Below are 26363 nucleotides of genomic sequence, written 5' to 3'. Positions count from 1 at the left end.
GAAGGTTTCAACGATAAAAGAATCAGGAACTTTACTCAGATAAAGCATCCTTTCTGTTCTTTCACTCATTTGCTCCCATTTAAACCAAGGAATATGAAGAATTGCGGTCGAATATGCATGCCCCTCAACGATTCAAAAAGTGTGATAACAATTCGGACAAGTTTGTGCGTCTCCCGGCGCGCGTTTGAATGATGTTTTACACTTCGGACAAGTGACGGTTTCACTCTGTTGATTGAACAAACTGCCACGATTGAATAAAATGTTGCGAAGGTTTGGTAACGCGAGCGCAGCGAAAATCATTGCCCCGAATAAAAAGGCAGCCAAGATCAGTAATAATACATAAGTCATCGGTTTTTTCCTCTCTCATTTGATTTCCTTCATCATAATCGAAATTTGAATCAGCGAACAGCTTATCAATAGAAATAGGAACAAATGTTCTGTATAATGAAAATAAAGGAGGGAAAACAGGATGAGAGAAGAATTGTTACGATGGATGCGTTCGGGACAAGTCACAGAAATGGTGTATGTCGATCGACATGGGACATTTTCAGAGCGGCGGGTCAAACTGATTAAAGTGCAAGGAGAGTACGTGGTGGCATGGGATTTGAATAAACAAGCGAGACGAACGTTTCGAATCGAGCAAGTTCTTGCCTGTCTTCCCATCAACGAACGATTTAGAAAGCGAAAGGCGGAGATTGGATGATTGCCTTACCAACGTTAGCAGCGCCAGCTAAAAGAGCCTTAGTTGCCAAAGAAATCGAATCCTTACATGACTTGTGTCCCTATACACGCCGTGAGGTTGCGAGTTGGCATGGAATCGGACCGAATGCCCTTTTTGTCCTTGAGGCGGAGCTACTAAAATACAATTTAGCATTCAAAATGGAGGAACCTAGTACGTGAGTGCAACGTCTAGGTTTTTTTTTGTGAAGTGATTGCTTTTCTTTGAAAACGGGAAGTAATATATTTGTCATCTCAATTGCCGTTAAAATCTAGTAACATGACGATAAGGTTTTATGAACCTAGCGACACCCATGAGAAAGGACGTACACAGCATGAGAACGAAACGTTTATCCGCCATTTTACAAAATGAGATGGATGACATTTTTGATCCATGGGTGACCGGAGTCGAAACCGATTCCAGGAAGGTCAGTTCAGGGAATGTCTTTATTTGCATTCGCGGTTATACGGTTGACGGTCATAAGTTCGCGGAGGACGCCGTCGCCAACGGTGCGAGTGCGGTCATCTCAGAATATCCACTCGATCTCGATGTTCCGAATGTGGTTGTTGCCGATACGAAACAGACGGCAGGAGAGGTTGCGAGTGTATTTTATGATCACCCCTCTCATCGGATGCGTATATACGGTGTGACAGGAACGAATGGAAAAACTACGACGGCGACATTGACTTATGACTTGTTACGTCTTTCAGGACGTCGTGCAGGAATCGTGAGTACGATTGGCGCGCGTTTCCATAATCAAACGATTGAGACAGCCAATACGACACCAGAAGCCGTCGTCTTACATCGCATCTTAGCAGAGATGGTCGATGCAGGCGTCACGGATTGCGTACTTGAAGTATCATCGCATGCCTTGATGGAAGGTCGCGTAGCGGGAATCCACTTTCATGCGGCCGCGTTTACGAATTTGACGCATGACCATTTGGACTACCATCGTTCGATGGATGAGTATGCCCGGGCCAAGGCGCGATTGTTTGAACAGGTGGAAGTGACGAACGGTGAGGCGATCGTGTTAAATGCGGAAGATTCGGCTAGTCATGTCATGGCTGAGTTTGCGCCGACACGTCGAGCGATTATGTATAGCACGACAGTAGATGTAGAGGCGGATGTACAAGTCATCTGGCGTGACGAGACGGTACTCGTCAGGATGAAGGAGTTCAAGCTCGAAGTGCCCGTTCGATTCATGGGGGCGTTCAATGCGGCGAACTTAGCAGCGGCAATCGGGCTCGTGTCGACTTCGGATATGGCGCTACGGACCATCGTTTCAAATGTTCCGGGACTCACTTTGCCAAAAGGGCGGTTGGAACGTTTGGCTACAGAGGATGCTGAGATTTATATTGACTATGCCCACACACCAGACGGGCTAGAGAAATGTCTATCCACATTGCAACAAGACGACCGTGCACTTGTCGTCGTGTTAAGTGCGGCAGGAGACCGTGATCCTACGAAACGTCAAGATATGGGACGTATCGCAAGTCGCTATTCGAACGAGGTGATTGTCACCGTACATGATGTCCGCATGGAAGACCCGAAACAAATCATTCGTGATTTAGTAAAAGGTATCCAACCGGATGTGAAGTATGTGACGTTTGAAGCAAGGGAAGAGGCCCTTCGACATGCGGCCACGCAAGCTTTAGAAGGAAAGCGTGTCGTGGTCGTCGGAAAAGGACATGACCACATCGAACGGATCGGTCGCCAGTCGATTCCATTCAATGAATCGAACATTTTATTAGAAGAATTGAAAAAGCGAAAAGGGCAGGAACCTGCCGTTTAACAAAACGATGACGTTTGTCATCGTTTTTTAATGTGTGAAGAACAGGAAGGAAGGTAATAACTAATAATGTAGTAGAATTGAAGGAGGAGAATAGACATGTCAGTTTTGTACAAAGAATTTACAAATGATGAAGAAGTCGTTACCGCCGTTCAATCGATGAAAACAAATGGGATTGATGAATCCAACATTTACGTCATCACACATGACGATGACCGGAGTAAACGTGTCGCGGACAATGCCGATGCGAACACCGTCTCGGCAAGTGATGTCGGTTTGGGGACAGCCGCCAAAAACGTGTTCCGCAAAAAAGGGGACGAACTGCGAGCCGATTTTCAAGAGCTCGGCTTCACAAAAGAAGAATCAGAGCGTCTCGAAGAAAAGTTAGATCAAGGCAAAGTACTCGTCGTCGTGAAAGACGCACCTGCCGGATTCACTATCTGATTCCACACCATGGAGAATAGAGAGGAAAGAGGCTGAATCGTGAATGATTCAGCCTCTTTTGATGGGCTTAGCGAAGACGAACGATGGTGCGACCGCTCAATTCACCACGCATCATCGCTTCGGCGTGGCGAAGGACGTCGTGTAACGGAATCTCATGGATCATCTCATTGAGGACTTTCAGGTCGATGAGTTCTTCGAGACGTTCCCATGCGTTCGTACGACGAACCATGGGTTGCATGACCGAATCGATGCCGATGAGCTTCACGCCGCGTAAAATAAACGGATAGACGCTCGTTGGCAACTCTGCGCCTCCGACGAGACCGCATGCGGCGACAGCACCTTCATATCGTATCTGACTCAAGATGTTGGCGAGTGTATTTCCACCGACCGAATCAATGGCGGCATCGAAACGTTGCTTGGCGAGGGGACGGGCAGGGCCTTCTAATTCGCTTCGATCGATGATCGTCTCGACACCGAGTGAGCGTAAGTATGGTGAATCTGTTTTGCCGGTGGAGGCGACGACATGGTAGCCGAGACGACGAAGCAACGTAATCGCGAAGCTTCCGACACCACCTGTCGCGCCTGTGACAAGTACTTCTTCACCCGGACGCACACCTGCGTGTTCGAGTGCATCAATGGAAAGCATGGCGGTAAGTCCTGGTGTTCCGATGGCGATTGCATCTCGCATGCTCATTCCTTTCGGTAACTTCACGAGCCATTTCCCCGGTACTTGCGCATACTGGCTAAATCCACCGAAGTGCCGTTCCCCAATCCCGAAACCAGTGGCGATTACCTCGTCGCCAACTTTGATGTCGAGGTAGTCTGATTCGACGACAGTTCCAACGAATTCGCATCCCGGAATGAACGGATAGCGATTGACGATTTTACCAGAAGTCGTTAATCCGAGCGCGTCTTTATAGTTCAACGCAGAGTAGTGAACTTCCACTAACACATTTCCGTCCTCTTCTTTCGGAAGGACATCGGCTTGTACTTCTTTTACTTCGGCATGAAGGCGTTCCTCGTGCTGGTCGAGCACGAGTGCTTGGAATGATTCATTCATCTGCTTAACCTCTTTTCCTATGGATGTCTTCACTCTAACAGTCTTTCCCTCGCAAAATGAAATATATGCACGAATCTTTAGGGGGAAACGGGTAGAGAGTGGTACAATAGAGGGGATTCAAATTGCGTAAGGAGGAATGTAGTATGCGGCACGATGACTATGAGTTTGACGATGTAGAAGTAGAAGAAGGCGAATTGTTCAACGTATACGATATTCTCCCACCGGACGGGACGATCCTGGAGATGGCGACAGCTGAGGAAATGGTTCGAGCGGCCGAATTAGAAGCGAAGCATCATGCGCTTCAACGGCTCCAAGATTCAAACTTCCAGTTAACAGGCGTGTCGTTCAAAGAACTTCTGACAGAATTTGAACAGTATGAGCAAGAGTCAATGGAGTTCTGGACAGGTGTTTATAACCGATTACGCATTCCTTGGGCGTGGACGATTCGAATCGATGTGGCCAATGGTCCGATTCATGTCGTGAACGATCGCGATATCTTTATCGATGAAGATGACTTCGAAGAATACGATGTTGATGATCTATTAGAGGAATACGAAGAAGATTGAATCGAAAACGTCTTTCCCTCATTCAGATGGGAAAGACGTTTTTTTGTCGTGGAGCAGGTCGTGACGGATCCGACTGAGTTCAGTCGCTCCAAATAATAAGCCGACACTACATAAAATTGAAACGCCACTCACCATCGCCCCGACGACGGCGGTATCTCCAATCATTGTGAATGACATGGTGAGGCTGAACAGTCCAAATAGCAGTAATCCTCCAGCGATTGTTTTCATAGAATTCACCCTTTCACGTATCTATGCATGTAGTGTAGACGGTTTGATGAGAGAAGGGTGTTTCTTTTTTTGACCTGGTAAATTATTTAATCAAGTCGTAAATCGAATACGTCTTGCCATTTTCTAGAGGGCGGTCAATCAACTGTTCAGCAAATACACGAGCAGCCGTCTCAGGAGAGCGGAGTCGTCCTTCTGTTTCGTATGAACGGAATTGTTCAAGGTCAGCGAACGCCTCTTTCGAAGAAGAACGAATCTCCGTCTGCATGGACGTATCCATCACACCTGGATTGAATAGAGCTGCACGATGTGAGGTTCCTTCTAGCTCTAGTGCAAGCGTCTCTGTGAAATGATCGAGTCCTGCTTTCGTGCCACAATATGCGCTCCAACCTGAGATCGGACGCTTAGCAGCGCCAGAAGTCACATGAATCAACTCAGTCGGCTTATCGAAAGCAAGGACCGCATTCGCCAGTAGCATCGGCGCAAGCAAGTTAGCGTGGACATGAGCGGTCACTTTCTCGCCATCTAATTGTCCGACACGATGAATCGGTTCAATCCATGCTGCATTTTGAACAAGAAGAATCGAATCGGCATTCTCTAGAAGTGGAGTGATGTCTTTGATGGTTGTTTCAATTCCTGAGATGTTTGAGAGGTCGACAGGTAGTTGTTGATACGTAACGTCTTCTGCCTGTGAGCGAGAGAGACCGACTACCTCGTAATCTCTAGCTTGTAGTTCCTGAGCGATTGCGCGACCGAGACCACGTGATGCGCCGGTAATGAGAGCAAGTTTCATATCCATTCCTCCTATTCGTGAATCGTTTTTCGAAACCCATAAAACGGACGGAACCGTAATTTTTCATAATATGTGTACGAGTTTTGACTTGCGAGCATCTCAAGCCGTGTGTCTGGATAAAGTGTATGGACGTGTCGGAGTAGCTGTTCACCGAGGCCGCGTTTCCGATATGCGGATGCAACCAACAGTTCACAGACATACAAACTGACTGTCGTATCAGTCAATCCGCGCAAATAAGCGATTATCGTCCCCTCTTCAGATTCCATTACATAGGCGACGTTGGATTGACGCCATGCCTCACGGGTCAATGCGTCACGTTCTACCAATTGGTTCCAACCTTCGTCGTGATTGAGTTGTTGAATCGAGTCAAAGTCTGATTCCATATAATTCCGAATGTTCATTCGAGCCGCTCTCCAATCTGTATTTCAATCTGTTTCATCATGTCGAACGCCCCATCTGATTGATTTGAACAAATAACCGAGATGGTATCGATTTCTGGATAGTAACCCGAATGGAAACTGACACCGGGGTCATATCCCATCACATGATATTTATAGACGTCTCCCGACGCGTGATGTTGAATCCAAAGTCCGTATCCATAACTTCCGCCGCGGTCATTGATCATCACATGTGGTGTGAGAAGGAGGGAGGTGGATGCGGCGTCCAGTAGCTGATGTGAAAACAATGCTTTCCAAAAACGGGTCATATCTTGAACGGTCACATAAGCTCCGCCATCTGCTCCTCCCTTGATTGGAATCGCATATTGGTTTGTACGCCATGTGCCGTCCGGGTGGTCGATATAACCGAGTGCTGTTTTAGAAGGCAAGGCATCGAGTGAAAAGTATCCGGAATCGGTCATACCGGCAGGCTGAAAAATCGATTGTTCGACGTAATCGGTGAAAGATTGACCGGTCACTTCTTCCACAATCAACCCTAACAGAATATACCCCGCATTGTTGTAGGAGAATCGAGACCCCGGCTCGTCTTTCATGGATTTTTGTTGAAACAGCGGTAAAAAATCACGTAACTGTTGAAGTCGATACATCGGAATATCATGCCATAGCGCTTCAAAGTCATCAGAGACGGATTCATCAAAATAGTCAGGGATTCCCGACGTGTGCGTCAACAGTTGATGCACGGTGACGTTTGGTGACAGATGAGGTAAGTCGAATGTTTGAAACGAGTCAAGCGAGGTGGAGAAGGATAGTTTCCCTTGCTCGACTAACTGAGAAATCGCGATTGCTGTAAACAGCTTGCAACCGGACGCGATTCCGAACCGTGTCGTCACGTCATGTTGAATCTGTTCTGAGCGATTCGCATAGCCGTATGACTGGTGGATCGATCCGTTTCGATTCGTGACCAAATAGACACCCGAACATGTCTCGTCGATCGGTGGATGTGTGAAATGTGTCATGAGAAACCTCCGTGTATTGAGTGATTCAATAAGTCGACTATATCATGTCCGTCACAATCTCTCTGAAATTTACTCAATTTTCAAAAAAACATTTACCAAATAACAGGAATTGAGACAGGTGTCTGACCTCGAACGTGGTACGATATGGGCGAACAGAGAGGAAGTGGATTCAATGACGTTATTCTTCTGGGGGATACTCGTTGGATTTTTGATTGCCTTGTGGCTATACAAACGTCCACAGCCACATGCACCGTCTCTTTCGTTTATGCATTTCGGGAATCAAACGAAAGATGTCATTTACATTTTTGAAACGAAACCGACTTGGCGTTTCCGATACATCAGTCCTTCTTTAGATTTATATCTTGGAGAAGGAACGGTGATGCGAAGTTATTCAGATGCACAAGAGTGCTTTCGGAGAATCCACCCGGACGATCGGCGACTATTACTCGATAAAGTGGCGGGACGCGTCAACTACGAAGAAGCGATTCTTCAGCGATGGCGCACGAATGACGGCGCTTATGTATGGTTCGAGGAATATACGACTCCAATCTATGAGAATGGTGAAATCGTAGCGGTTCAAGGTGTGATTCGGAACATCGAAGCAGCCATGACCGAGCGTGAACGTCTCATGTACGAAAGTCGCCACGATAGTTTGACCGGTGTCTTCAATCGTCGGGCGTTTGAAGAGACGATTGCTCAAGCTGAAAATGTGTGTAACGTCGGAATCATCGTGCTGGATGTGAACGATTTGAAAGTCGTGAACGACGAGGAAGGACATTCTGCTGGTGACCATTTGTTGAAACGAGTCGGGACAATCCTACAAGATATCGAATCCTCCGTATATCGGTTAGGGGGAGATGAATTCGTCTTGTTTCTAGAGATGATGCCTGAGGATGCATGTGAACGAATGGTTCGTCAAATCGAAGCGACTTGTCAAAAAGAATCGATTTCTGTCGCCATCGGGTTGGCGTGGGCGTCTCGTCCAGAAACGATTGAGGCGCTTTGGCAACGTGCGGACGATGCCATGTATGAACGGAAGCGACAACAAAAAATAGACCTCCTCGACGTGTAAGTTCAAGGAGGTCTATTGGTTTAGCTACTTTGTTCTTCTACATCGGACGGCTCTTCACCCAAATTGTTTAGATAGCGTTCATAACGAGAAATGCCGTAGCGGTATGATGCCCAGATGAGTACGGACGTGACGACGACAAGTCCTGCTGTCAGTGGAACAAACCATCCGGAAACGATGCCGTTCGCATAAGCGAGTCCAATTGGCGAGAAGACAAGGTAAACGAAAATCATCGAAGCGACGAGCAAAATGGATGTCGAAAGGGCATGACGCCATGGTTTGACCCTCCCTAGTTCGATTCGGATAGGATTTGCTTGAAGCATCGGTCGCACACGCGCAAATACGAGCATGATCCCCGTCTCGATGACGAAGAGGATTCCGTAAATATGGATAAAGTTGATACCGATTTCGACGCCGAACCATTGTTTCGTCCCCCACACGAGGAAATAGTAGGCGATGACGTGGAAAAAGACGACGGTCTTCGCGGCGATTGGCGGCACACGTTTGACAAGCATCCCGATTAAGACGATGACGAGAATCGGAATGTTAAAGAAACCGGTGAATCGACGAATCAAGTCCCACAAGCCATCTGGCGCATACATAAGATTCGGGGCGACAAAGAACGAGACGAGTGCGACGAACGTCCCGAACCATTTGCTGACACGGATCAAGTCTTGGTCAGAGGCATCCGGTTTGAACTTCGGTTTGTAAATGTCAAGAACGAAGAGCGTCGCGATACTATTCAAAAGCGAGTTGAACGAGCTGAATACGGCACCGAGTAAGACAGCGAGGAAGAAGCCCATGAGCCACATCGGTAACAGCTCGGCGATCAAACTCGGATAAGCGAGGTCGGCCTTCTCAACGTTCGACCCGTACAAGTGAAACGCGATGACACCAGGTAACAACATAAAGATTGGAACGAGTAACTTTAAATAGCCGGTAAAGAGAACGCCTTTTTGACCTTCTGCTAAGTTTTTTGCACCGAGGGCCCGTTGAATCACGTATTGATTCAGTGCCCAGTAGAATAAGTTCGCAAAAATCATTCCGGTAAAAATGGATAGGAACGGGACCGAGTCGTTGGCTGAGCCGATGGCGTTCAACTTTTCGGGATTCGTCGTCGCAATCGTCTTCATCCCGTCCAACAGATTCCCGTCCCCTAGTGCGAGGAAACCGAGCGTCGGAACGAGGAATCCAATGATGATGAGTCCGATTCCGTTCAACGTGTCCGATACGGCGACGGCACGAAGGCCTCCGAAGATGGCATAAATCGCCCCGATGATGCCAATGAACCAGACGACGAGCCAAAGGGACTGCTCAAAGCTGATGCCGAGAAGGGCCGGCACGTCGAACAGTTGCAGGACGGCCAATCCACCTGAGTACAGCATCGATGGAATCGTGACACACATATAGCCGAGTAAAAATAACAAGACGGTCAATCGACGAACGTCTTCGTCATAGCGCTGACTTAAAAATTCAGGAATGGTCGAAATTCCGATGCCAAGAAAACGGGGCAACAAAAAGAGCGCCATGATGATGGCGGCGATACCGGCCGTCACTTCCCAAGCCATGGCCGACATATTGCCGGCGAACGATTGGCCATTCAAGCCAATCAATTGTTCCGCTGACAAGTTGGTCAACAGGAGCGATCCCGCGATGAAGACACCCGTTAAACCGCGACCAGCCAAGAAGTAATCGTCGGCGCTTTCGACTTTTCCTCTCGTCATGCGATACGAGACGTAAGCGACGAGCGCCATGAACAGGGCGCCGGTCACGAGTATGTAGAGTACTTGTTGAAATGTCATGAAATCCCCTCATTCCTTACTTATGTTTTATATGTATTTTTAGGAAATACCCTAAAATGTTGTACTGTAGTCATTTTGATCAGAGAAAATAAAAAACACTCGATGTCTCGAGTGTCAGCTTGTTGACAAATAACATGTTCGAACTCGTCCTTCCGGCGCCCACGCTTTCCTCAGGCAATCCCGGAGCCGCATCGCGACCTAGGTCGCTGCTGGGTCTCCGTCGGATTGCTTTCCTGTAGGAGTCGGGGCGCCGTCGGGCGAGCAACGCAAACGGTCGTCATCTGGCGGCCGTTTGTCTTTTTCTAAGGCCACGACGGCCGAAGAAAAAGCTCGATACTTACTTCGAATCGATGTATCAGGGGAAAGGGAAGGGAAACACCGAGCCCGCCCGTCATCAACCTCGAGATCATCCGCCTCGGGCCGCCGTTCAACATCCGTTCCGTTCGTCAGACCGTGAAGGATGGATCGTGTCGGCTTGTTAATCATCAGATCCACCCCTATGTGTTCTTCTCACACCATTATATGGGATGAAGGACAAAAGGTGACCAAGAACGGGCAGGCGAGACTCCTGAGGGAATAGCAAGCAAAGGGAGACCCAGCAGTGACGCAGTCGCGATGCGGCTCCCTGCTTGCCTCTAGGAAAGCGAGCCATGTCCGGATTGGGCATAAGACTTATACTTTGTCTACAGTCTGACACTCGATGTCTCAAGTGTTAAAAGAATTGGAGCATGGACGTCGCGACCGTGAAGTAGATGATGAGCCCTAGATTGTCCATCAATGTCGTGATGAATGGTCCAGAGGCGACAGCGGGGTCTAACTTCAGGCGATTGATGAGAAGCGGGACAATCGTTCCAATCATCGTGGCGACACTGAGTGCGGCGAAGATAGAAACTCCGACAATGAAGCCGATCAGCATATTGTCGTATAGCAGCGAGATGACGCCAAAAATGACAATCATACACGCAATCCCTAAGATGATGCCGGTTCCGAGTTCGCGTCGAATCATCTTCATGACGTTCTTTCGATTGATGGTCCCGAGTGCAATTGAGCGCACAGCGACGACGAGTGATTGCGTGGCTGCGTTCCCGGCAGAGCCCATGACAAGTGGCATGAAGACAGCGAGTAGCACAATCGTCTCAAGGGTGTCTTCGAAACCGCCAATCGTCGAAGCTGTAATCATGCCGAGAAACATGAGGCTGACAATCCAAGGGGCACGTTTTTTCGCTGCTTCAAGCGGACTCATGTTGATATCAGACGAACCTTTCGTCGCGGAGAGTTCTTCAAAGTCTTCTGTCGTTTCGCGCTCGATGACATCTAATACATCATCGACCGTGATGATGCCAAGTAGCTTTTGCTGATCATCGATAACGGGAAGGGCCAACAAATCGTACTTCTGGACAATCCTGGCCAAGTCTTCCTGGTCGGTCATGACGTTTGCCGAGATGACGCGGAACCCCATGATGTCTTCAATTTTCGCCTCGAGCGGTGCGACAATTAAATCACGTAAGGAGACAACACCAACCAGTTGGTGCGCTTGGTCGACCACATATAGGTAATAAATTGTTTCGGCATCTGGTCCGAGTTCACGCAACTCTTCAAGGGTCAGTCCGACCGTCTTATCAGCTTGAAGGACGACAAACTCAGTTGTCATGAGCGATCCGGCCGTTTCTTCTGGATACTGCATCAAATCTTTGACTTCTTGTTCCTCGATATCATCCATCTGCTCAAATAGCGTGTCCATGAACGCATCGGGTAGTTCCCGCATCAAGTCGGCCGCGTTGTCCGAATACATTTCATTCAAGATTCGGACGGCATACGACTGAGGTGTTTCTTGGATGAATGTACATTGCTCTTCTAACGTCAGCTTTTCAAATAGATCTGTGAATACCTCAGGGGAGATGGTTCGATACACGAACGACCGCTCATGTTGGTTTAGTTCGATAAAATGATCCGCCTGTTCACCCGGGTGGAGGGAGAGGAATAGATCTTGAAAATCGACCGGGTCTCCCTTTTGAATCAATGTACGAAGCGCTGCTTCATGTTCGTTGTATTCCGTTTCTTCAATTTTCATATGCTCACATCCTGATCTCTCACGTTTTCAATTTATTTTACGGTGAATAAAAAAAGTTTTCTGCTTTTTTTAGGGCGATGCTATACATCAGCCATACATCTTATTTCCCCTTGTCATCGTCCTGATTTCTGGGGCATTGTTTGTTCATTCACAAAGGTGAACATTTATTCATATCGATGCGGAATCGGCAACAGATGAAGTGCCGGATTAGACATTCGCAAATTTGGTAAAGTGATAAGGTAAGGGTAGTCACACACCCGAATCACAAGGAGGAAGCGAGATGATCTCAATGACGAATCAACCGATTTCACAAGATACGACGCTGAAACATCCGATTCATGTGTATTCAGAAATTGGAGAATTAAAAACGGTATTACTGAAGCGACCGGGCCGGGAGTTAGAGAACCTTACTCCAGAATATTTAGAGCGCCTCTTGTTCGATGATATTCCCCATTTGCCGGTCATTCAAAAAGAGCACGATTATTTTGCGAGTGCGCTTCAAAATCGTGGTGTGGAAGTCCTTTACCTCGAAAAACTAATGGCCGAAACGTTATCACTCCCTGGTGTGCGCGAAAAGTTTGTCGCGGATATCTTATCGGAGTCCAAATCAAATATCAACGGTTCTTACGAAACATTAAAAGAGTATTTACTCGATTTTGATAACGAAATGTTGATAGAGACGGTGATGGCCGGTATCCGGAAATCGGAGATCAAGCCAGAAAAACGCCGACATCTGCATGAAATGATTGAAGATACGTACCCCTTCTTTTTGGATCCAATGCCAAACCTCTACTTTACACGAGACCCGGCCGCTGCAATCGGTCACGGACTCTCCATCAACCGCATGAAAGAACCGGCACGTCGCCGTGAATCGCTCTTCACGCAATACATTATGCGCTATCACCCACGCTTTGCAAAACATGATGTTCCCATCTGGTCGGACCGTGATTATCGGTTTGCGATGGAAGGGGGAGACGAACTCGTCTTGTCGAAAGAAGTCGTCGCCATCGGCATCTCGGAACGAACGACCGCGCAAGGCATCGAGCGTGTCGCCCTCAACCTACTCAAGCATGGAGACAGCTTCAAAAAAGTCATCGCCATCGAAATTCCAAAATCACGCGCCTTCATGCATCTTGATACCGTCTTCACGATGGTCGATCATGATAAATTCACCATCCATCCGTTCATTCAAGGACCGGAAGGGAAGATGAACATTTTCGAGCTCACGCTAAACGCGGAAGGTGAACTTCAGATTGCTCAGCACTCGGATTTGTTGAAGGTGTTAAAAGACGTCCTTGGCTTACAAGAGGCGACGTTGATTCCTTGTGGCGGTGGCGATCCGATCGCAGCGGCTCGCGAACAATGGAATGATGGATCGAACACGCTCGCCATCGCCCCGGGTGTCGTGGTCACGTATGACCGAAACTATGTCTCGAATGAGTTACTTCGTAAAGAAGGCGTCGAAGTAATCGAAATCATGTCGAGTGAACTATCGCGCGGACGTGGGGGTCCACGTTGCATGAGTTGTCCGATTATCCGCCAAGACATCTAAATGTGATAAGGAGGAAGCAGTATGTCTACAACGTTCAATTTTGATTTGAAAGGTCGTCATTTTTTATCGCTAAACGAGTTTTCGGGTGAAGAAATCAACTACTTGATCGATTTGTCTGCTGCATTCAAACGTCAGAAAAAACAAGGTGTTCCACATCGGATTTGTGAAGGTAAAAACATTGCCTTGCTCTTTGAAAAACCATCGACGCGGACGCGGTGTGCGTTTACCGTTGCTGCCATCGATTTAGGGATGCATCCCGAATATTTAGGCAAGAATGACATTCAATTCGGGAAGAAAGAATCGGTGCGCGATACCGCAATCGTCCTCGGGCGCATGTTTGACGGCATTCAGTTCCGTGGCTTCGCCCACGAGACGGTCGAAGGTCTTGCGAAAGACGCAGGCGTACCGGTATGGAACGGCTTGACCGACTTGTATCACCCGACCCAAATCTTGGCTGACTTTTTGACGGTGAAAGAACAAAAAGGAGAACTTGCCGGAATCAAATTCGTGTACGTGGGCGACGGACGGAACAACATGGGCAACACGCTGTTGATCGGTGGTGCAAAAGTAGGAATGGATATGCGGATCTGTGCACCGAAATCGCTCTGGCCATCTGACGAAATCGTGAACTATGCGAAGTCGGTCGCTGCTGAAACCGGTGCTGTGATCACCTTGACGGAGAGCATTGAGAAAGCGATGAATCAAGCGGACGTCGTCTACACGGATGTCTGGGTATCGATGGGCGAGGAAGCGGCATTCGCAGAACGGATTGAACTGTTGCGACCATATCAAGTGAACATGGACATGCTTCAAAAGAGTGGCAATCCAGACATCATGTTCTTACATTGCCTCCCTGCCTTCCACGACTTAGAAACGGAAGTCGGTCGAGCGATTCACGAACAGTACGGGTTGACGGAAATGGAAGTGACCGATGAAGTGTTCCGCAGTCGTCATTCGTTCGTATTTGATGAGGCGGAAAACCGGATGCATACCATCAAGGCGGTGATGGCGGCGACGCTCACGGAGACACGCGAATGGCTTGATCGTTGACGAGGAGGGGATTCCCCCTCCTGCTTTAAAATAAGCGAAAGGGATGAGTAGAATGTCTACGAAGTTGGAGCATGACTCAGGTGGTTCGGCTGGAGTACATCCTGAAAAGAAAGATAAGCGGTTAGGTCTCGGAGCGTTGACGGCACTTGTCGTCGGGTCGATGATTGGCGGTGGCGCCTTTAACTTGGCTGCCGATTTGGCGCAAGGTGCGAATGCGGGTGCCATTCTTATTGGTTGGGTCATCACGGGAATCGGGATTATCGCGCTCGGTCTCAGTTTTCAAAATTTGACGATGCGTCGTCCAGATCTCGATGGTGGCGTATACAGCTATGCACGGGCAGGTTTTGGATCGTTCGTCGGATTTAACTCGGCATGGGGATATTGGTTGTCTGCCTGGCTTGGAAACGTGGCGTATGCCACACTGCTGTTCAGTTCGGTTGGTTATTTCTTCCCGATTTTTGAAGGGGGACAGAATATCGCGTCGATTATTGGCGCATCGATTATGCTTTGGCTCGTGCATACACTCATCTTACGTGGGGTACATGAGGCATCGATGATCAACATCGTCACGACGATTGCCAAGCTCGTCCCAATTTTTGCATTCATTACGATTACCTTGTTCTTCTTTAATCTCGAAAACTTCACCTTCGATTTTTGGGGACAAGGTGGCTTCTCATGGGGAAGTGTTCGTGACCAAGTCGTTTCGACGATGCTCGTGACACTTTGGGTCTTTATCGGTGTGGAAGGGGCCGTCGTGCTATCTGGCCGTGCTCGGAAACGTTCGGACGTCGGGAAAGCAACCGTTATTGGGCTACTTGGAACGCTCGTCATTTATTTGCTCATTTCTATCATGTCGCTCGGTCTCATGACTCCCGAAAATGTAGCGAACGCCTCGCAACCAGCGATGGCATATTTGCTCGAGTCGGCCGTCGGTCCGTGGGGTGCGATGCTCATCAACGGGGGACTCGTCATCTCTGTCCTTGGCGCATGGCTCGGTTGGACGCTGTTAGCGGCAGAAATCCCATTCGTTGCCGCCAAAGATGGAGTCTTCCCGAAATGGTTCACGAAAGAGAATCAAAATCAAGCTCCTGTCAATGCCCTTTGGCTAACGAATGGGTTGATTCAGCTCTTCCTCTTCACATTCTTGATTTCAGATGCCGCATATAACTTTGCCTTTTCTCTCGCTTCGAGTGCGATTTTGATCCCATACGTGTTCTCGGCCTTTTACCAAGTGAAAGTGGCGAAGAACGGAATCGGATACAGTTCCGGTGAACGAAAAACACGCGATTTAGCGATTGGATTGGTCGCTTCCGTTTATGGACTATGGCTCATTTACGCCGCTGGAATCGATTATTTACTTCTCACCACACTTTTATATGCACCCGGAACCCTTCTTTACATGAAGGCGCAACGTGAAAATGGCATCAAGTCACTCACTAAAACGGAATGGATGGTCGCCGGTGTGTTGACCGCACTCGCCATCTTCGCAGTCGTACGCATACTATCGGGTAATATTTCAGTCATCTGATCGGGGGTATGGATATGGAGAAAAAACGAGTGGTCATCGCTTTAGGCGGGAATGCGATTCAACAAGGGAAAGATGCGACAGCCGAAGCACAAATACAGGCGGTTGAGGCGACGGCGGAATCTCTCGCTGCACTCATCGCGGAAGGAGTCGAGGTCATCATCACGCATGGGAACGGTCCGCAAGTGGGAAACCTGATGTTGCAACAAGCCGCATCAGACAGTTCGGCCACACCGGCGATGCCGCTTGATGTCTGTGGTGCGATGACGCAAGGGATGATTGGATACTGGTTCGAGAATGCACTGACCAAAGCGCTTCGTGCACGTGGTCTTGCACAGCATGTGGCCTCTCTCGTGACACGAAGTATTGTCGATCCGAACGATAGTGCGTTTCATCATCCGACCAAGCCGATTGGTCCGTTTTATACGGAAGAAGAGGCACTCCATCTCGAACGGACGACAGGTTACGTCTTCAAAGAAGATGCAGGACGAGGGTATCGTCGTGTGGTGCCGAGTCCAATCCCTATGAAAATCGCCGAACACGCCGTCATTCGAACACTCGTTGAAGCGGGGCACATCGTTGTCGCTTCCGGTGGCGGTGGCATTCCGGTTATGGAGACAATGGACGGATACGTCGGCATCGAAGCGGTCATTGATAAAGATTTCGCGGCTGCGAAACTGGCTGACCTCGTCAACGCAGACGTCTTACTCATTTTGACGGCTGTCGAACATGTGTATGTCAATTTTGGGAAGCCGGACGAGATGGCACTTCAAGAAACATCGAAAGAACAGATGGAGACCTATATCGCGGAAGGACAGTTCGCACCAGGCAGTATGTTGCCGAAAGTGAGAGCGGCGCTTCAGTTTGCCGAATCCGGTACGAACCGTGTCGCCATCATCACGTCGCTCGATCAGGCTTTAGCAGCCATTGACGGAGAAGCGGGCACACGTGTCCGCCTAGCTCCATCGCTCCAACAATAAGAATGTGTCGCAGACGTGAAGCGTTTGCGACTTTTTTGTTTTCTGCTCCGGTTCAAGGGGAACGAAGGTTGTATGCCAAAAATGAGATTGCTATCATATTCAGTGTAAACGTTTGCACTAATTTCAGGAAGGAAGTGACGGAGAGCGGAAACGCTCGAATGTATGCGCCTATTCGAAGAAAATCATGTGTACCAGTCGTGGATGAGACCAAAAGCAAGAGAAGAAGCAATCGTACAAGGAAGCTGCTATCGCTTCACCGTATTGACGAGTCAGTTGATTCGAATGGAATACGCGGAAGACGGTGTCTTTGAAGACCGTGCCACCCAAGTAGTATGGAATCGGGAATTTGACGTTCCGCAATTCCGAGTGATTGAAGATGAGACAGAACTCCAAATCATCACAGAACATGTCCATTTGTATTATACGAAAGGTCCGTTCGCACCGAACACACTCTACGTAGACGTGAAAGGGAACTTTAGCACGTATTATAGCCGCTACATGTTCAACGGTCCGGAGCGGACGCTGAAAGGGACGGCGCGGACACTCGACCATGTGGACGGAGCGACGGAGTTAGAAGAAGGAATCCTCTCCAAACAAGGGTATGCGATCATTGATGATTCATCCTCGTTTTTGATGACAGACGATCGCTTCGTCGAGCCGAGACGAAAAGGGATTCATGACATTTACTACTTCGGATATGGCCATGACTATAAACAGGCACTTCGAGACTTTTACACGTTGACGGGTCCGACGCCGATGCTTCCTCGTAAAGCGCTCGGGAACTGGTGGAGCCGCTACTGGCGATACGACGAAAAAGAGTATAAGGCGTTGATGCGCCGTTTCAAGTCAGAAGATGTCCCGTTCTCGGTCAGTGTCATCGATATGGATTGGCACGTGACGGACATCCCGGAAGAGTATGGGAGTGGTTGGACGGGCTATTCGTGGAACAAAAACTTGTTTCCCGAACCGAAGCGTTTCCTTAACTGGTTAAAGGATGAGGGAATGATGGTGACGTTGAACCTGCATCCCGCGGACGGGGTCCGTGCGTTTGAAGATCAGTACGTGGCGATGGCCGAGGCCATGGGGGGCGACCCGGAATCGGGGGACCGAATCCCATTCGATTTTTCAGACAAACGATTCATTCAAGCATATTTTGAGCAGATGCATCATCCACATGAGGCGGATGGCGTTGATTTTTGGTGGATCGATTGGCAACAAGGGTCGACCTCGAAGATGGAAGGACTCGATCCGTTATGGATGTTAAATCATTATCATGCCATCGACATCGCCCGTGACGGTAAGCGTCCGCTCATTTTCTCTCGTTACGCAGGACCAGGGAGCCACCGTTACCCAGTCGGATTTTCAGGAGACACGATCATCTCGTGGGCTTCGCTCGCCTTCCAGCCGTATTTTACAGCCACAGCGACAAATATCGGTTACGGGTGGTGGAGTCATGACATCGGAGGCCATCATCGTGGGAAAAAAGACGATGAGCTCGCCGCGCGTTGGGTCGCATACGGGGTATTCAGTCCAATCATGCGCCTCCACTCGACGTTCAGCACATTCAACGGGAAAGAGCCTTGGCGTTTCGGGATCGAAGCCGAACAGTCGATGAAGCGATTCTTACGTCTGCGTCACGAGCTCATTCCTTATCTATACACGATGAATTATCGTAACCATGCCAATGCGTTACCGCTCGTGTTGCCGATGTATATCGAACATCCCGATGACGAAGCGGCTTATCAAGTGCCGAATCAGTTTTATTTTGGCAGTGAACTCATTGTGTCCCCGATTGTCACGCCGATGGACCGAAAGCTCCACGTCGCCGGAACGAATGTCTGGCTACCGAAAGGAGAATGGTTTGACTTCTTCACAGGACATCGTTACGAAGGCGACAAGTCGATTCGTGTGTTCCGTGGACTCGATGGACAACCGGTCTTCGCCAAAGCGGGTGCCATCGTTCCCCTTATGCCGCATCAACCGCATGAGAACAAGACGGGGAATCCGAGCGAGCTAGAAGTACTCGTCTTTCCAGGTGCCTCGAACACGTTCACGATGTATGAAGATGACGGGGAAAGCCGCGATTATGAGACAGGTGCCTCACTTGAAACGACGTTCACGCTCGACTGGGAAGCGCGGACGCTTCGCATCGAGATGTCAGGAGACCTGACCCTCGTTCCGGCGAATCGGACATTGACCGTTCTTGTTCGAGGCGTTGTCGGGGAAGGGGACTATGACGCTGAGACGCAGACGTTACACATCCCGATTGGTGAATTGAAGCAGGAGCAGACGGTGACGCTCCCCGTCGATGTGACACAGAACGCCCATCGACTTGACCGTCTCTATCGATTCTTAGATCGCGCGGAAATCGCCTACGATTTGAAAGATCGTTTGTACCAGATGGCGACGACGAAGACGCGTCTCGAGGCCTGGCTGTTTGACCTCCATGCGTTAGAACTCGATCGAGATTTGCAAGACGCCCTATTAGAACTGATATTGGACTGAAAAGGGGGGAGACCCCCTTTTGTCATGTCAGAAAACTGTCGGATTTTGAAAGCGGTATCATTCTGAATCGTTTTATACTTAAGGTAGGGGATTTAACTAGAAATGAGGGGATACAGATGCGACATAAGTGGACGATTGATGATTTACGCCAGTTGACACTGTTTGCGAACTGTTCGAGTCGAGCGCTTGAACAGCTCGTCCCGCACGTCTATTGCCGAACATATCGAAAAGGACAGCTCCTGTTCATGGAAGGAGACCCGCGAGAGCGCGTGTATTTCTTAATGAGTGGATACATCAGACTCGAACGGATGAACGAGCATGCGACGCATCAATATGCGGACTACGTGAAGCCCAAACAGTTCTTTCCGTACAATGGTTTGTTCACGGAGGAAGACTACCGTCATACGGCCGAAGCGGTGACGGATATTGACGTCATCTACATCCCGACCGAACGGTTCGAGCGGTTTGTATCTACACAGTCGAATATGCTGCTCTATATCATCGGACAGATGAATCGTATTTTAGATTTACATGAACGACGTGTCCAAGAGATCATTACCCCGAGCGCGAAAGAACGTGTACTCAATACCATCCATTTTTTGATTGAAGATTTAGGTGAACCGGATGAGCAAGGGGTACGTGTCCGCTGTCCGTTCACGGCGATGGAACTATCTCGTCTATCTGGAACGTCCCGAGAGACGGTTTCTACGATTTTAGCGAAGCTTCGTAAAGAAGAGGTGCTTCGAATGGATGACCACCAACTTGTCATCGGGCATCCTGAATACTTTGAGCAAGACTTCGATTGACGCCACTCAGGAGAGGGCGTCTTTTGCATGTCGGAACGAGCGGAGCGTTCGCTTCAAGACGTGTCATATTGTATAATTAGTGATGAATCTCACAAAGCAATCGGATTGTGAATAGAGAAAGGATGAATGCAGTGAAACGACTGCAAGCCCTTGCGTTCGCCGAGCGACGTCACATCATCGGACTGGTATTGTCTGCGGTCATGATTGGACTATCGATTTTGGCGCAAGCGTATTTAATCGTCGACATTGTCGACCGAATCTTTTTAAAAGATGAATCATTTGAAACCGTCGTTCCGGCGTTACTTTGGCTCGTCGTCGCCCTATTGGTACGAGCATTTTTTGGATACGTCTCCGGACGAATCGGAGCGAGTTTATCGGAAAAGGCGAAACGGGCGTTACGTCTGCAATTACTAGATCGCTATGCCACGAGCCCGGTCGAGTCCTCTTTGACGGGACAATCTGGGAAGAAAGTCAGTGTGTTCATGGATGCTGTTGACGAGGTCGACGCCTACTTCAGTCAATATTGGCCACAAGTGATTCAAACCTCGATTATCCCGCTTCTGATTTTGGTTGTCGTCTTCAGCCAACATTGGATTTCAGGTGTCATCATGATGGTGACAGCGCCGTTTATCCCTTTGTTCTTTATTATCATCGGGATTGCGACACAGAAAAAATCTGAGGAACAGATGGAGAAGATGAATCAATTTTCCGGAAAGTTTTTGGATGTCTTACAGGGTTTGACGACACTCAAACTCTACAATCGGACCGAACAAGAAGCGAAAGCGATTGAGAAGAGCAGTCTCGACTTTCGGGATGCGACGATGGTCGTCTTAAAGACGGCATTCTTATCTGGCCTCATGTTGGAATTCATCTCCATGCTCAGCACCGGCGTTGTGGCATTAGAAGTCGCGCTACAGATGGTCGTTTGGGAGAACCTGACGTTCTTCTCAGGATTCTTGATTCTTGTGTTGGCGCCAGAGTATTACTTGGCCATCAAAGACCTGGGCAGCGCCTTTCATACAGGACGTGGCAGTATGGGCGCAGCAGACCGGATCTTTGACGTATTAGACGCCCCGGATGATCGCATTCAGTGGGGGACGAAGTCGCTTCGTTCACGGACACCGGACCTTGAGCTTGAAGAGATATCGTTTGAGTACGCTGGTGGACGCTTTTCCCTCCAGCCATTGAGTGGTCGCATCTCGTCCGGCACCCACCTTGCGTTAGTCGGCGCGAGCGGTTCCGGGAAGACGACTGTCCTTAACGTGATCTCAGGACTTTTGCAAGTGAAATCAGGGCGCGTCCTCGTGGATGGCGAACTCTTGCATACGTATGAGGAATCTTCCTGGTATGGAAATATTGCGTATATCTCTCAAAATCCGTATCTGTTCGCCGGGACACTCGCCGAAAACATTGCTTTAGGTGAAGTGGCTGACGAGCGTGCGTTACTCGAAGCAGCCGAGGCAGCTGGACTATCCGAGGTGATTGACCAGTTGCCGAACGGAATCTGGACAGAACTCGGAGAAGGTGGGTTTGGACTATCTGGTGGGGAACGACAACGCCTTGCACTCGCACGGGCTTTCTTTAAGCGACCTGGTATTTTATTGTTTGATGAACCGACGACCGGCCTTGATTTGAAAACAGAGCGGATTGTCAGACGATCGATTGAAGAGCTGTCGAAAGGTGCGACGTTAATCACGGTTGCGCATCGTCTGCATACAATCAAAGAGGCGGACACGATTTGGTTCATGGATGACGGGAAACGAATCGCAGAAGGGACGCACGAAGCGTTACTCGCTGTCCCAGAGTATGCAGAACTGTTTGCACTTCAGAAAGGGGTGAGCCGATGAACTCGCTTTGGACCATCACAAAATGGATGATGCGCGAGAAGAAAGACATTCTTCTCTCCATCTTCTTTGGATATGCGGCAGGGATTGCAGCGGTCGCCCTCTTTGCGGCAAGTGGCTATCTCGTATCACGCGCCGGGCTCGTCCCGCCCCTGTATGCGTTGATGGTACCCGTCGTCTTGATTAAACTGTTCGGTGTCATCCGGGCAGGAAGCCGTTATCGGGAACGCCTCGCCTCACACCGGGCGACGTTTACGATTTTAAGTGAGTTGCGCGTCCGGTTCTATCGTCAGTTAGAGCCGCTCGTTCCGTCCATCTTCGCGAAATATCGGAGCGGCGATTTGCTCGCACGCGTCGTCGGGGACGTTGAGAGTCTTCAAAACTACTTCCTTCGCGTATTTTATCCGCCGATCATTCTCGTACTCGTCTTTTTGAGTACCATCTTCTTTGTCACCTTCTTCTCGTTTGCGGTCAGCCTATGGATCTTGTTTGGTGTACTCGTTACAGGATTCTTGATTCCGCTCGGATTTGCACGAATTCGTGCCCGTCATGACGAGACGATTCGTGGATTGCGTGGAGATGTGTCGATTCAATTGACAGAGATGCTGTTCGGATACCGGGATTTAAAACTTCATCACCAACTCGACCGCACGAAACAAGCTGTCTATTCGCACAGTGAGCGTTACATGGAGGCGGAGCGGAAAGACACGACGAATCAGTTCTTCAATTCGGCGCTCGTTGTTGCCGCTTCCTTACTCGTCTCATGGGGCGTCTTGGCCATCGGTGCGTATCAGGTGGTAAATGGAGACCTGAACGGGTTGTTCTTGGCAATGCTGATCATGATGTCGCTCACAGCGTTTGAGAATACGACGCCGATGGCCGTGTTCCCTGGTCACTTTGCAGACAGCAAGCAAGCAGCGGATCGTTTGTTTGAAGTGATGGAGCCGAGTGAAACGATTGAGGCGCGTGAGGCGAAACGTCAAGACGTGACGTTTACGGATGCACCATCCATTTCATTTGACCATGTTCGCTATCGTTATCCGGATACGTATCGAGATGTCATCGATGAGGTGACGTTACACATTCCAAGTGGTTCGAAGACGGTCATCGTTGGACCGAGCGGGTCAGGGAAGTCGACGTTACTTCAACTGCTCTTGGCTTTCGTTCGGACGGAAGACGGCACGATTCGGTTGGATGAGTACAACGTGAACGATGTCAAACAGACAGCCATTTGGCAACATGCGAGCGTTGTTTTGCAAGACAATCATTTCTTTTATGGAACTGTACGGGACAACTTGGCGTTAGCCGGTGACTTCACAGATGAAGAGATGAGCGTAGCGCTTGAGCGGGTCCGTTTGGCGTTCACGCTAGACGAACCGGTCCTTGAGAAAGGGGCGAACTTGTCAGGTGGAGAACGCCAACGCCTGGCCATCGCACGGGCACTTCTGAAAAACGGACTTCTCTGGTTGCTCGATGAACCGACATCGGCACTCGATGCAGGAACGGAGGCCCATGTCTTTTCTGAATTGTTACAGCAAGCCGGAACAGGCACACTCATTCTCGTCAGTCACCGTTTGACGGGTCTCGAAACGTTTGATCAGATTATCGTTATGGAAGCCGGAAGAATTGTTGAGGTCGGTTCTTATGAGGAACTGATGACGAAACGTGGCATGTTCTATGAATTGAAACAAATTGAGCAAGAAGTGTTCGCATCATGAAAAAGACGAGCAGCCCCGTCGGTGGGCTGCTCGTCTTGTTTTTGGCAAATATGGGTGCAACAAATGGGGGTTGTCGCAATGCTTTCAAAAAGAGTGTCGTGGAGGGGAATCCACGTGACGTGATATGTTTGGGGAACGTGCACGTCAAGCTTTTGGGAAGCTACAACTAGAGTATAGTTGATAACGATTCTCATTGTCAATGAGAATAATGAAAAAAATCCATACGTGCGAACACGTATGGATTGGGTCTTCAATTAGTTCGAGGCTACACCTTTTTGAACCGTGAATCGAATCAAACTGAACAAGTATCTCGTGAAGAAGAGAGCGAACGCATAGAATAGCGCGATGAACGGTGACTGAAGATCAATCCCCGGGATGTTCATCAAGAACTCCAATACGAGAATAGAGAGTAGGAATACGTAGAGAGCGGCATCTAAATAAAGTGGCATGAGACGACCGCGTTGATGCCAAAATGTGCGGACGAGTGGAGCCACGGTCATCCCGATGATCCGTTCCGCAAAGCCGATACTGAGAACGGCGATGATGAATGCTGGGATCGTGTTAAAGCTCACTAAATCCGAGAACACGAAACCTGAAATCAACAAGAGCGGACCGATGATAATCATCATCGAAAGTGAGGTCCGGAAGAAAATCCACATGTTGTTCTGAATCGAACGAATCCCCCCGATTGCCGATTGTTGAAGTGTCTTTCCACGTCTATAGTCAATCGCGAACGAGCCGATAAACATAATTCCAAATAAAGATAACAAAACTGACATGAACGATGTTTCCCCTTTTCTGAATAAATCATGATGTATCGATCTGAATCAAAGTCTAGCCTAGTTTAACGATTCATTTCGAGAAAGTAAAGCGAGAAAACGCGCTCAAGTGTGAAGAGTTTGACACATTAAGAGGCGAGGATGAAACGATTTCGACCGGACTCTTTTGCGTGATATAACGCTTCATCTGCATGTTTTAACACACTGTCGATTTCAATATCATTCGAATGGCAAGCTCCAAGCGAAACAGTGATGTGGAGCGTACCGGCACTCGTCTCGAATGGGAACGTTGAAACCTTTTCTCGAATAGATTCAGCAAGCCGTGATACTTCGTTACGTGTCGCATGTGGCATGACGATTAAAAATTCTTCGCCACCGAAGCGGCCGACCAAATGGCGCTCGTCGCTCTCGTTGACGAGGAGCATGCCGAGCTCGCGCAAGACATCATCTCCGACGTCGTGACCGTATGTGTCATTTACCCGTTTGAAATGATCGATATCGACCAAAATCAATGCGTATTCTTCTGCCTCGACCGTCAAGTTGGCCATCGCTTCGTTCAAGAGACGCCGATTGGCAATCCCGGTGAGCGCATCCGTACGCGCCAGTTGCTGTTGATGCTGGACGTTCTCGAAATGGCGGCGCAATTCGAGCAACAATCGATAGGCGGCGCAAGCTCCGCCGTAAGACATTAACGTGTAGACGATTAAGACGGGATAGAACAAATTTAGTGGAAGCGCGGCATAAATCGCTGCTCCAAAAATGGCGATGCTGATCGTAGTGAATATAAGTAAAGTTGGGCGGGTATTATCCATGCGTTTTCGAAGGATGCTGATTGATCCCACGAGAACGAACATTGTCGCAAACGCTAAATAGAGACCAATCATAGCGCCGTTTGTGTACCAAACGACAAACGCGCGACCAATCAAATAGATGATACCTGCAACCGTCCCACTGACCCAACCACCAAATAAGACAGCCAGCATGATTGGGATGGCGCGTAAATCAATGAGTACACCTTCAAGAGGTAAGGCATTCGCTAAAAGGAGGATGGCAATCAATCCGGTCTGCACCCCGAGTAAAACCCTTCCTTTCAAAGGAGACTGTGGGGTTAAACGAGGTCGATTGCGAAACGGTAAAAAGGAAATCGTGAAGAGCGTGAACAAGATACACAGGTTGATAAAGAACGCATTTATGATTGTGAGCATCGGAGCTCCCCCTTATCCCGTATGGAAATATTTAGTTACAGTATATAGCATATAGTTGGAAACAAACAGGAATAACCTGCTTGCGGAAAGAAGCTCTCTTGAATGATTATTCAAGCAAATCGTTTTGGAATCCTTTTGGATTTGTTCAGGTTCTCCTCATCTTTTATAACTTTCGTTATGGAAAATCGAAAGTTTGGTATGATAAGAGAAAAGGAGGACTGTCCGTGCGTTACTGGGATCATTTTAAACGAGCGTTTATTCCGATTGCGCTCATTTTGATTGGATTAGCGATCTTTTATACTTTATCGGCTCGAGATAACATGGTGTTGACGCTATTAGGGGCTGCGATTGTTGGAGTCATCTTATTTTTGGTGATGCGTCATGTGAATCAGGTGGAAGAGGACTAAAGCGAGAACACATTTTGTGGTTCTCGTTTTTTGTTGTCTTG

The 26363-nt window shown here is 48.7% G+C and carries 25 protein-coding genes; 15 read left to right on the top strand and 10 right to left on the bottom strand.

All coding sequences use genetic code 11. The annotated features are described in order from the left end of the window. Positions 1–132: 132 nt before the first annotated feature. Complete coding sequence (locus EAT1B_RS07410; protein WP_012727536.1) at positions 133–348, bottom strand: hypothetical protein; 216 nt, start codon at positions 346–348, stop codon at positions 133–135. 121 nt (positions 349–469) lie between these two features. On the opposite strand from EAT1B_RS07410, the gene EAT1B_RS07405 reads away from it, so the two are divergent. The 4 genes from EAT1B_RS07405 to EAT1B_RS07390 all read left to right on the top strand — a co-directional run bounded on the left by EAT1B_RS07405 (position 470) and on the right by EAT1B_RS07390 (position 2951). Continuing rightward, a complete protein-coding gene (locus EAT1B_RS07405) occupies positions 470–703 on the top strand; it encodes a WYL domain-containing protein (RefSeq protein WP_012727535.1) in 234 nt (77 codons plus the stop codon). After that, complete coding sequence (locus EAT1B_RS07400; protein WP_012727534.1) at positions 700–900, top strand: hypothetical protein; 201 nt, start codon at positions 700–702, stop codon at positions 898–900. The genes EAT1B_RS07405 and EAT1B_RS07400 overlap by 4 nt, the downstream gene beginning before the upstream one ends. Before the next feature lie 152 nt (positions 901–1052). Next, positions 1053–2510, top strand: coding sequence for a UDP-N-acetylmuramoyl-L-alanyl-D-glutamate--2,6-diaminopimelate ligase (locus EAT1B_RS07395; RefSeq protein ID WP_012727533.1), 1458 nt, complete (start codon positions 1053–1055; stop codon positions 2508–2510). A 96-nt stretch (positions 2511–2606) separates the two neighbouring features. After that, the gene (locus EAT1B_RS07390; protein WP_012727532.1) at positions 2607–2951 is read left to right on the top strand and encodes a general stress protein; all 345 of its coding nucleotides are present in this window, start codon (positions 2607–2609) and stop codon (positions 2949–2951) included. Between the two features lie 67 nt (positions 2952–3018). Here the strand turns inward: EAT1B_RS07390 and EAT1B_RS07385 are convergent, their stop codons facing one another. Further along, positions 3019–4011, bottom strand: a complete 993-nt coding sequence (locus EAT1B_RS07385; protein WP_012727531.1) for an MDR family oxidoreductase — start codon at positions 4009–4011, stop codon at positions 3019–3021. A gap of 143 nt (positions 4012–4154) precedes the next feature. Between EAT1B_RS07385 and EAT1B_RS07380 the strand changes: the two genes are divergently transcribed. Then, entirely contained in the window at positions 4155–4577 is a 423-nt protein-coding gene (locus EAT1B_RS07380; RefSeq protein WP_012727530.1) for a hypothetical protein, read from the top strand. An 18-nt stretch (positions 4578–4595) separates the two neighbouring features. Here the strand turns inward: EAT1B_RS07380 and EAT1B_RS07375 are convergent, their stop codons facing one another. From EAT1B_RS07375 to EAT1B_RS07360, 4 genes are all read right to left on the bottom strand, one after another. Beyond that, on the bottom strand, positions 4596–4805 hold the full coding sequence (locus EAT1B_RS07375; protein ID WP_012727529.1) for a hypothetical protein: 210 nt from the start codon (positions 4803–4805) through the stop codon (positions 4596–4598). Positions 4806–4887: 82 nt separating this feature from the next. Continuing rightward, the gene (locus tag EAT1B_RS07370) at positions 4888–5595 is read right to left on the bottom strand and encodes an SDR family NAD(P)-dependent oxidoreductase (protein ID WP_012727528.1); all 708 of its coding nucleotides are present in this window, start codon (positions 5593–5595) and stop codon (positions 4888–4890) included. Positions 5596–5606: 11 nt separating this feature from the next. Then, positions 5607–5996, bottom strand: coding sequence for a GNAT family N-acetyltransferase (locus tag EAT1B_RS07365; protein ID WP_012727527.1), 390 nt, complete (start codon positions 5994–5996; stop codon positions 5607–5609). Beyond that, entirely contained in the window at positions 5993–7009 is a 1017-nt protein-coding gene (locus tag EAT1B_RS07360; protein ID WP_012727526.1) for a serine hydrolase, read from the bottom strand. Before EAT1B_RS07360 ends, EAT1B_RS07365 begins: the two co-directional genes overlap by 4 nt. Before the next feature lie 172 nt (positions 7010–7181). Between EAT1B_RS07360 and EAT1B_RS07355 the strand changes: the two genes are divergently transcribed. Continuing rightward, positions 7182–8081, top strand: coding sequence for a sensor domain-containing diguanylate cyclase (locus EAT1B_RS07355; protein WP_012727525.1), 900 nt, complete (start codon positions 7182–7184; stop codon positions 8079–8081). Between the two features lie 20 nt (positions 8082–8101). Here EAT1B_RS07355 and EAT1B_RS07350 read toward each other — a convergent pair whose 3' ends face one another. Further along, positions 8102–9880 (bottom strand): solute:sodium symporter family transporter, encoded by a 1779-nt coding sequence (locus tag EAT1B_RS07350; protein ID WP_012727524.1) that lies wholly within the window; start codon positions 9878–9880, stop codon positions 8102–8104. A gap of 712 nt (positions 9881–10592) precedes the next feature. Continuing rightward, positions 10593–11951 (bottom strand): magnesium transporter, encoded by a 1359-nt coding sequence (gene mgtE, locus EAT1B_RS07340; protein WP_012727523.1) that lies wholly within the window; start codon positions 11949–11951, stop codon positions 10593–10595. A 322-nt stretch (positions 11952–12273) separates the two neighbouring features. On the opposite strand from mgtE, the gene arcA reads away from it, so the two are divergent. The 8 genes from arcA (at position 12274) to cydC (ending at position 23931) form a co-directional block, all read left to right on the top strand. Beyond that, positions 12274–13503, top strand: coding sequence for an arginine deiminase (arcA, locus tag EAT1B_RS07335; RefSeq protein ID WP_031422019.1), 1230 nt, complete (start codon positions 12274–12276; stop codon positions 13501–13503). 21 nt (positions 13504–13524) lie between these two features. Further along, positions 13525–14553, top strand: a complete 1029-nt coding sequence (argF, locus tag EAT1B_RS07330) for an ornithine carbamoyltransferase (protein ID WP_012727521.1) — start codon at positions 13525–13527, stop codon at positions 14551–14553. Between the two features lie 52 nt (positions 14554–14605). Then, on the top strand, positions 14606–16081 hold the full coding sequence (arcD, locus tag EAT1B_RS07325) for an arginine-ornithine antiporter (RefSeq protein ID WP_012727520.1): 1476 nt from the start codon (positions 14606–14608) through the stop codon (positions 16079–16081). Between the two features lie 14 nt (positions 16082–16095). Further along, positions 16096–17058 carry a carbamate kinase gene (gene arcC, locus EAT1B_RS07320; protein WP_012727519.1) on the top strand — a complete coding sequence of 321 codons (963 nt, stop codon included), beginning with the start codon at positions 16096–16098 and terminating at the stop codon, positions 17056–17058. A 162-nt stretch (positions 17059–17220) separates the two neighbouring features. Next, positions 17221–19563: a glycoside hydrolase family 31 protein gene (locus EAT1B_RS07315; RefSeq protein WP_012727518.1), complete on the top strand. Its 2343-nt coding sequence runs from the start codon at positions 17221–17223 to the stop codon at positions 19561–19563. Between the two features lie 116 nt (positions 19564–19679). Beyond that, a complete protein-coding gene (locus EAT1B_RS07310; RefSeq protein WP_012727517.1) occupies positions 19680–20369 on the top strand; it encodes a Crp/Fnr family transcriptional regulator in 690 nt (229 codons plus the stop codon). A gap of 122 nt (positions 20370–20491) precedes the next feature. Then, positions 20492–22216, top strand: a complete 1725-nt coding sequence (cydD, locus tag EAT1B_RS07305) for a thiol reductant ABC exporter subunit CydD (protein ID WP_012727516.1) — start codon at positions 20492–20494, stop codon at positions 22214–22216. Further along, positions 22213–23931, top strand: a complete 1719-nt coding sequence (cydC, locus tag EAT1B_RS07300) for a thiol reductant ABC exporter subunit CydC (RefSeq protein ID WP_012727515.1) — start codon at positions 22213–22215, stop codon at positions 23929–23931. Before cydD ends, cydC begins: the two co-directional genes overlap by 4 nt. Before the next feature lie 254 nt (positions 23932–24185). Here cydC and EAT1B_RS07295 read toward each other — a convergent pair whose 3' ends face one another. Next, complete coding sequence (locus EAT1B_RS07295; protein ID WP_031422033.1) at positions 24186–24710, bottom strand: hypothetical protein; 525 nt, start codon at positions 24708–24710, stop codon at positions 24186–24188. A gap of 128 nt (positions 24711–24838) precedes the next feature. Next, positions 24839–25915, bottom strand: coding sequence for a diguanylate cyclase (locus EAT1B_RS07290; protein WP_012727514.1), 1077 nt, complete (start codon positions 25913–25915; stop codon positions 24839–24841). A gap of 224 nt (positions 25916–26139) precedes the next feature. Here EAT1B_RS07290 and EAT1B_RS15865 point away from each other — a divergent pair, with 224 nt between their 5' ends. Next, complete coding sequence (locus EAT1B_RS15865) at positions 26140–26322, top strand: hypothetical protein (RefSeq protein WP_031422036.1); 183 nt, start codon at positions 26140–26142, stop codon at positions 26320–26322. The last annotated feature ends 41 nt before the right edge of the window (positions 26323–26363 follow it).

The sequence above is a fragment of the Exiguobacterium sp. AT1b genome, from assembly GCF_000023045.1.
Taxonomy (GTDB): Bacteria; Bacillota; Bacilli; order Exiguobacteriales; family Exiguobacteriaceae; genus Exiguobacterium.
This window is presented reverse-complemented; position numbering and strand designations above follow the sequence as displayed.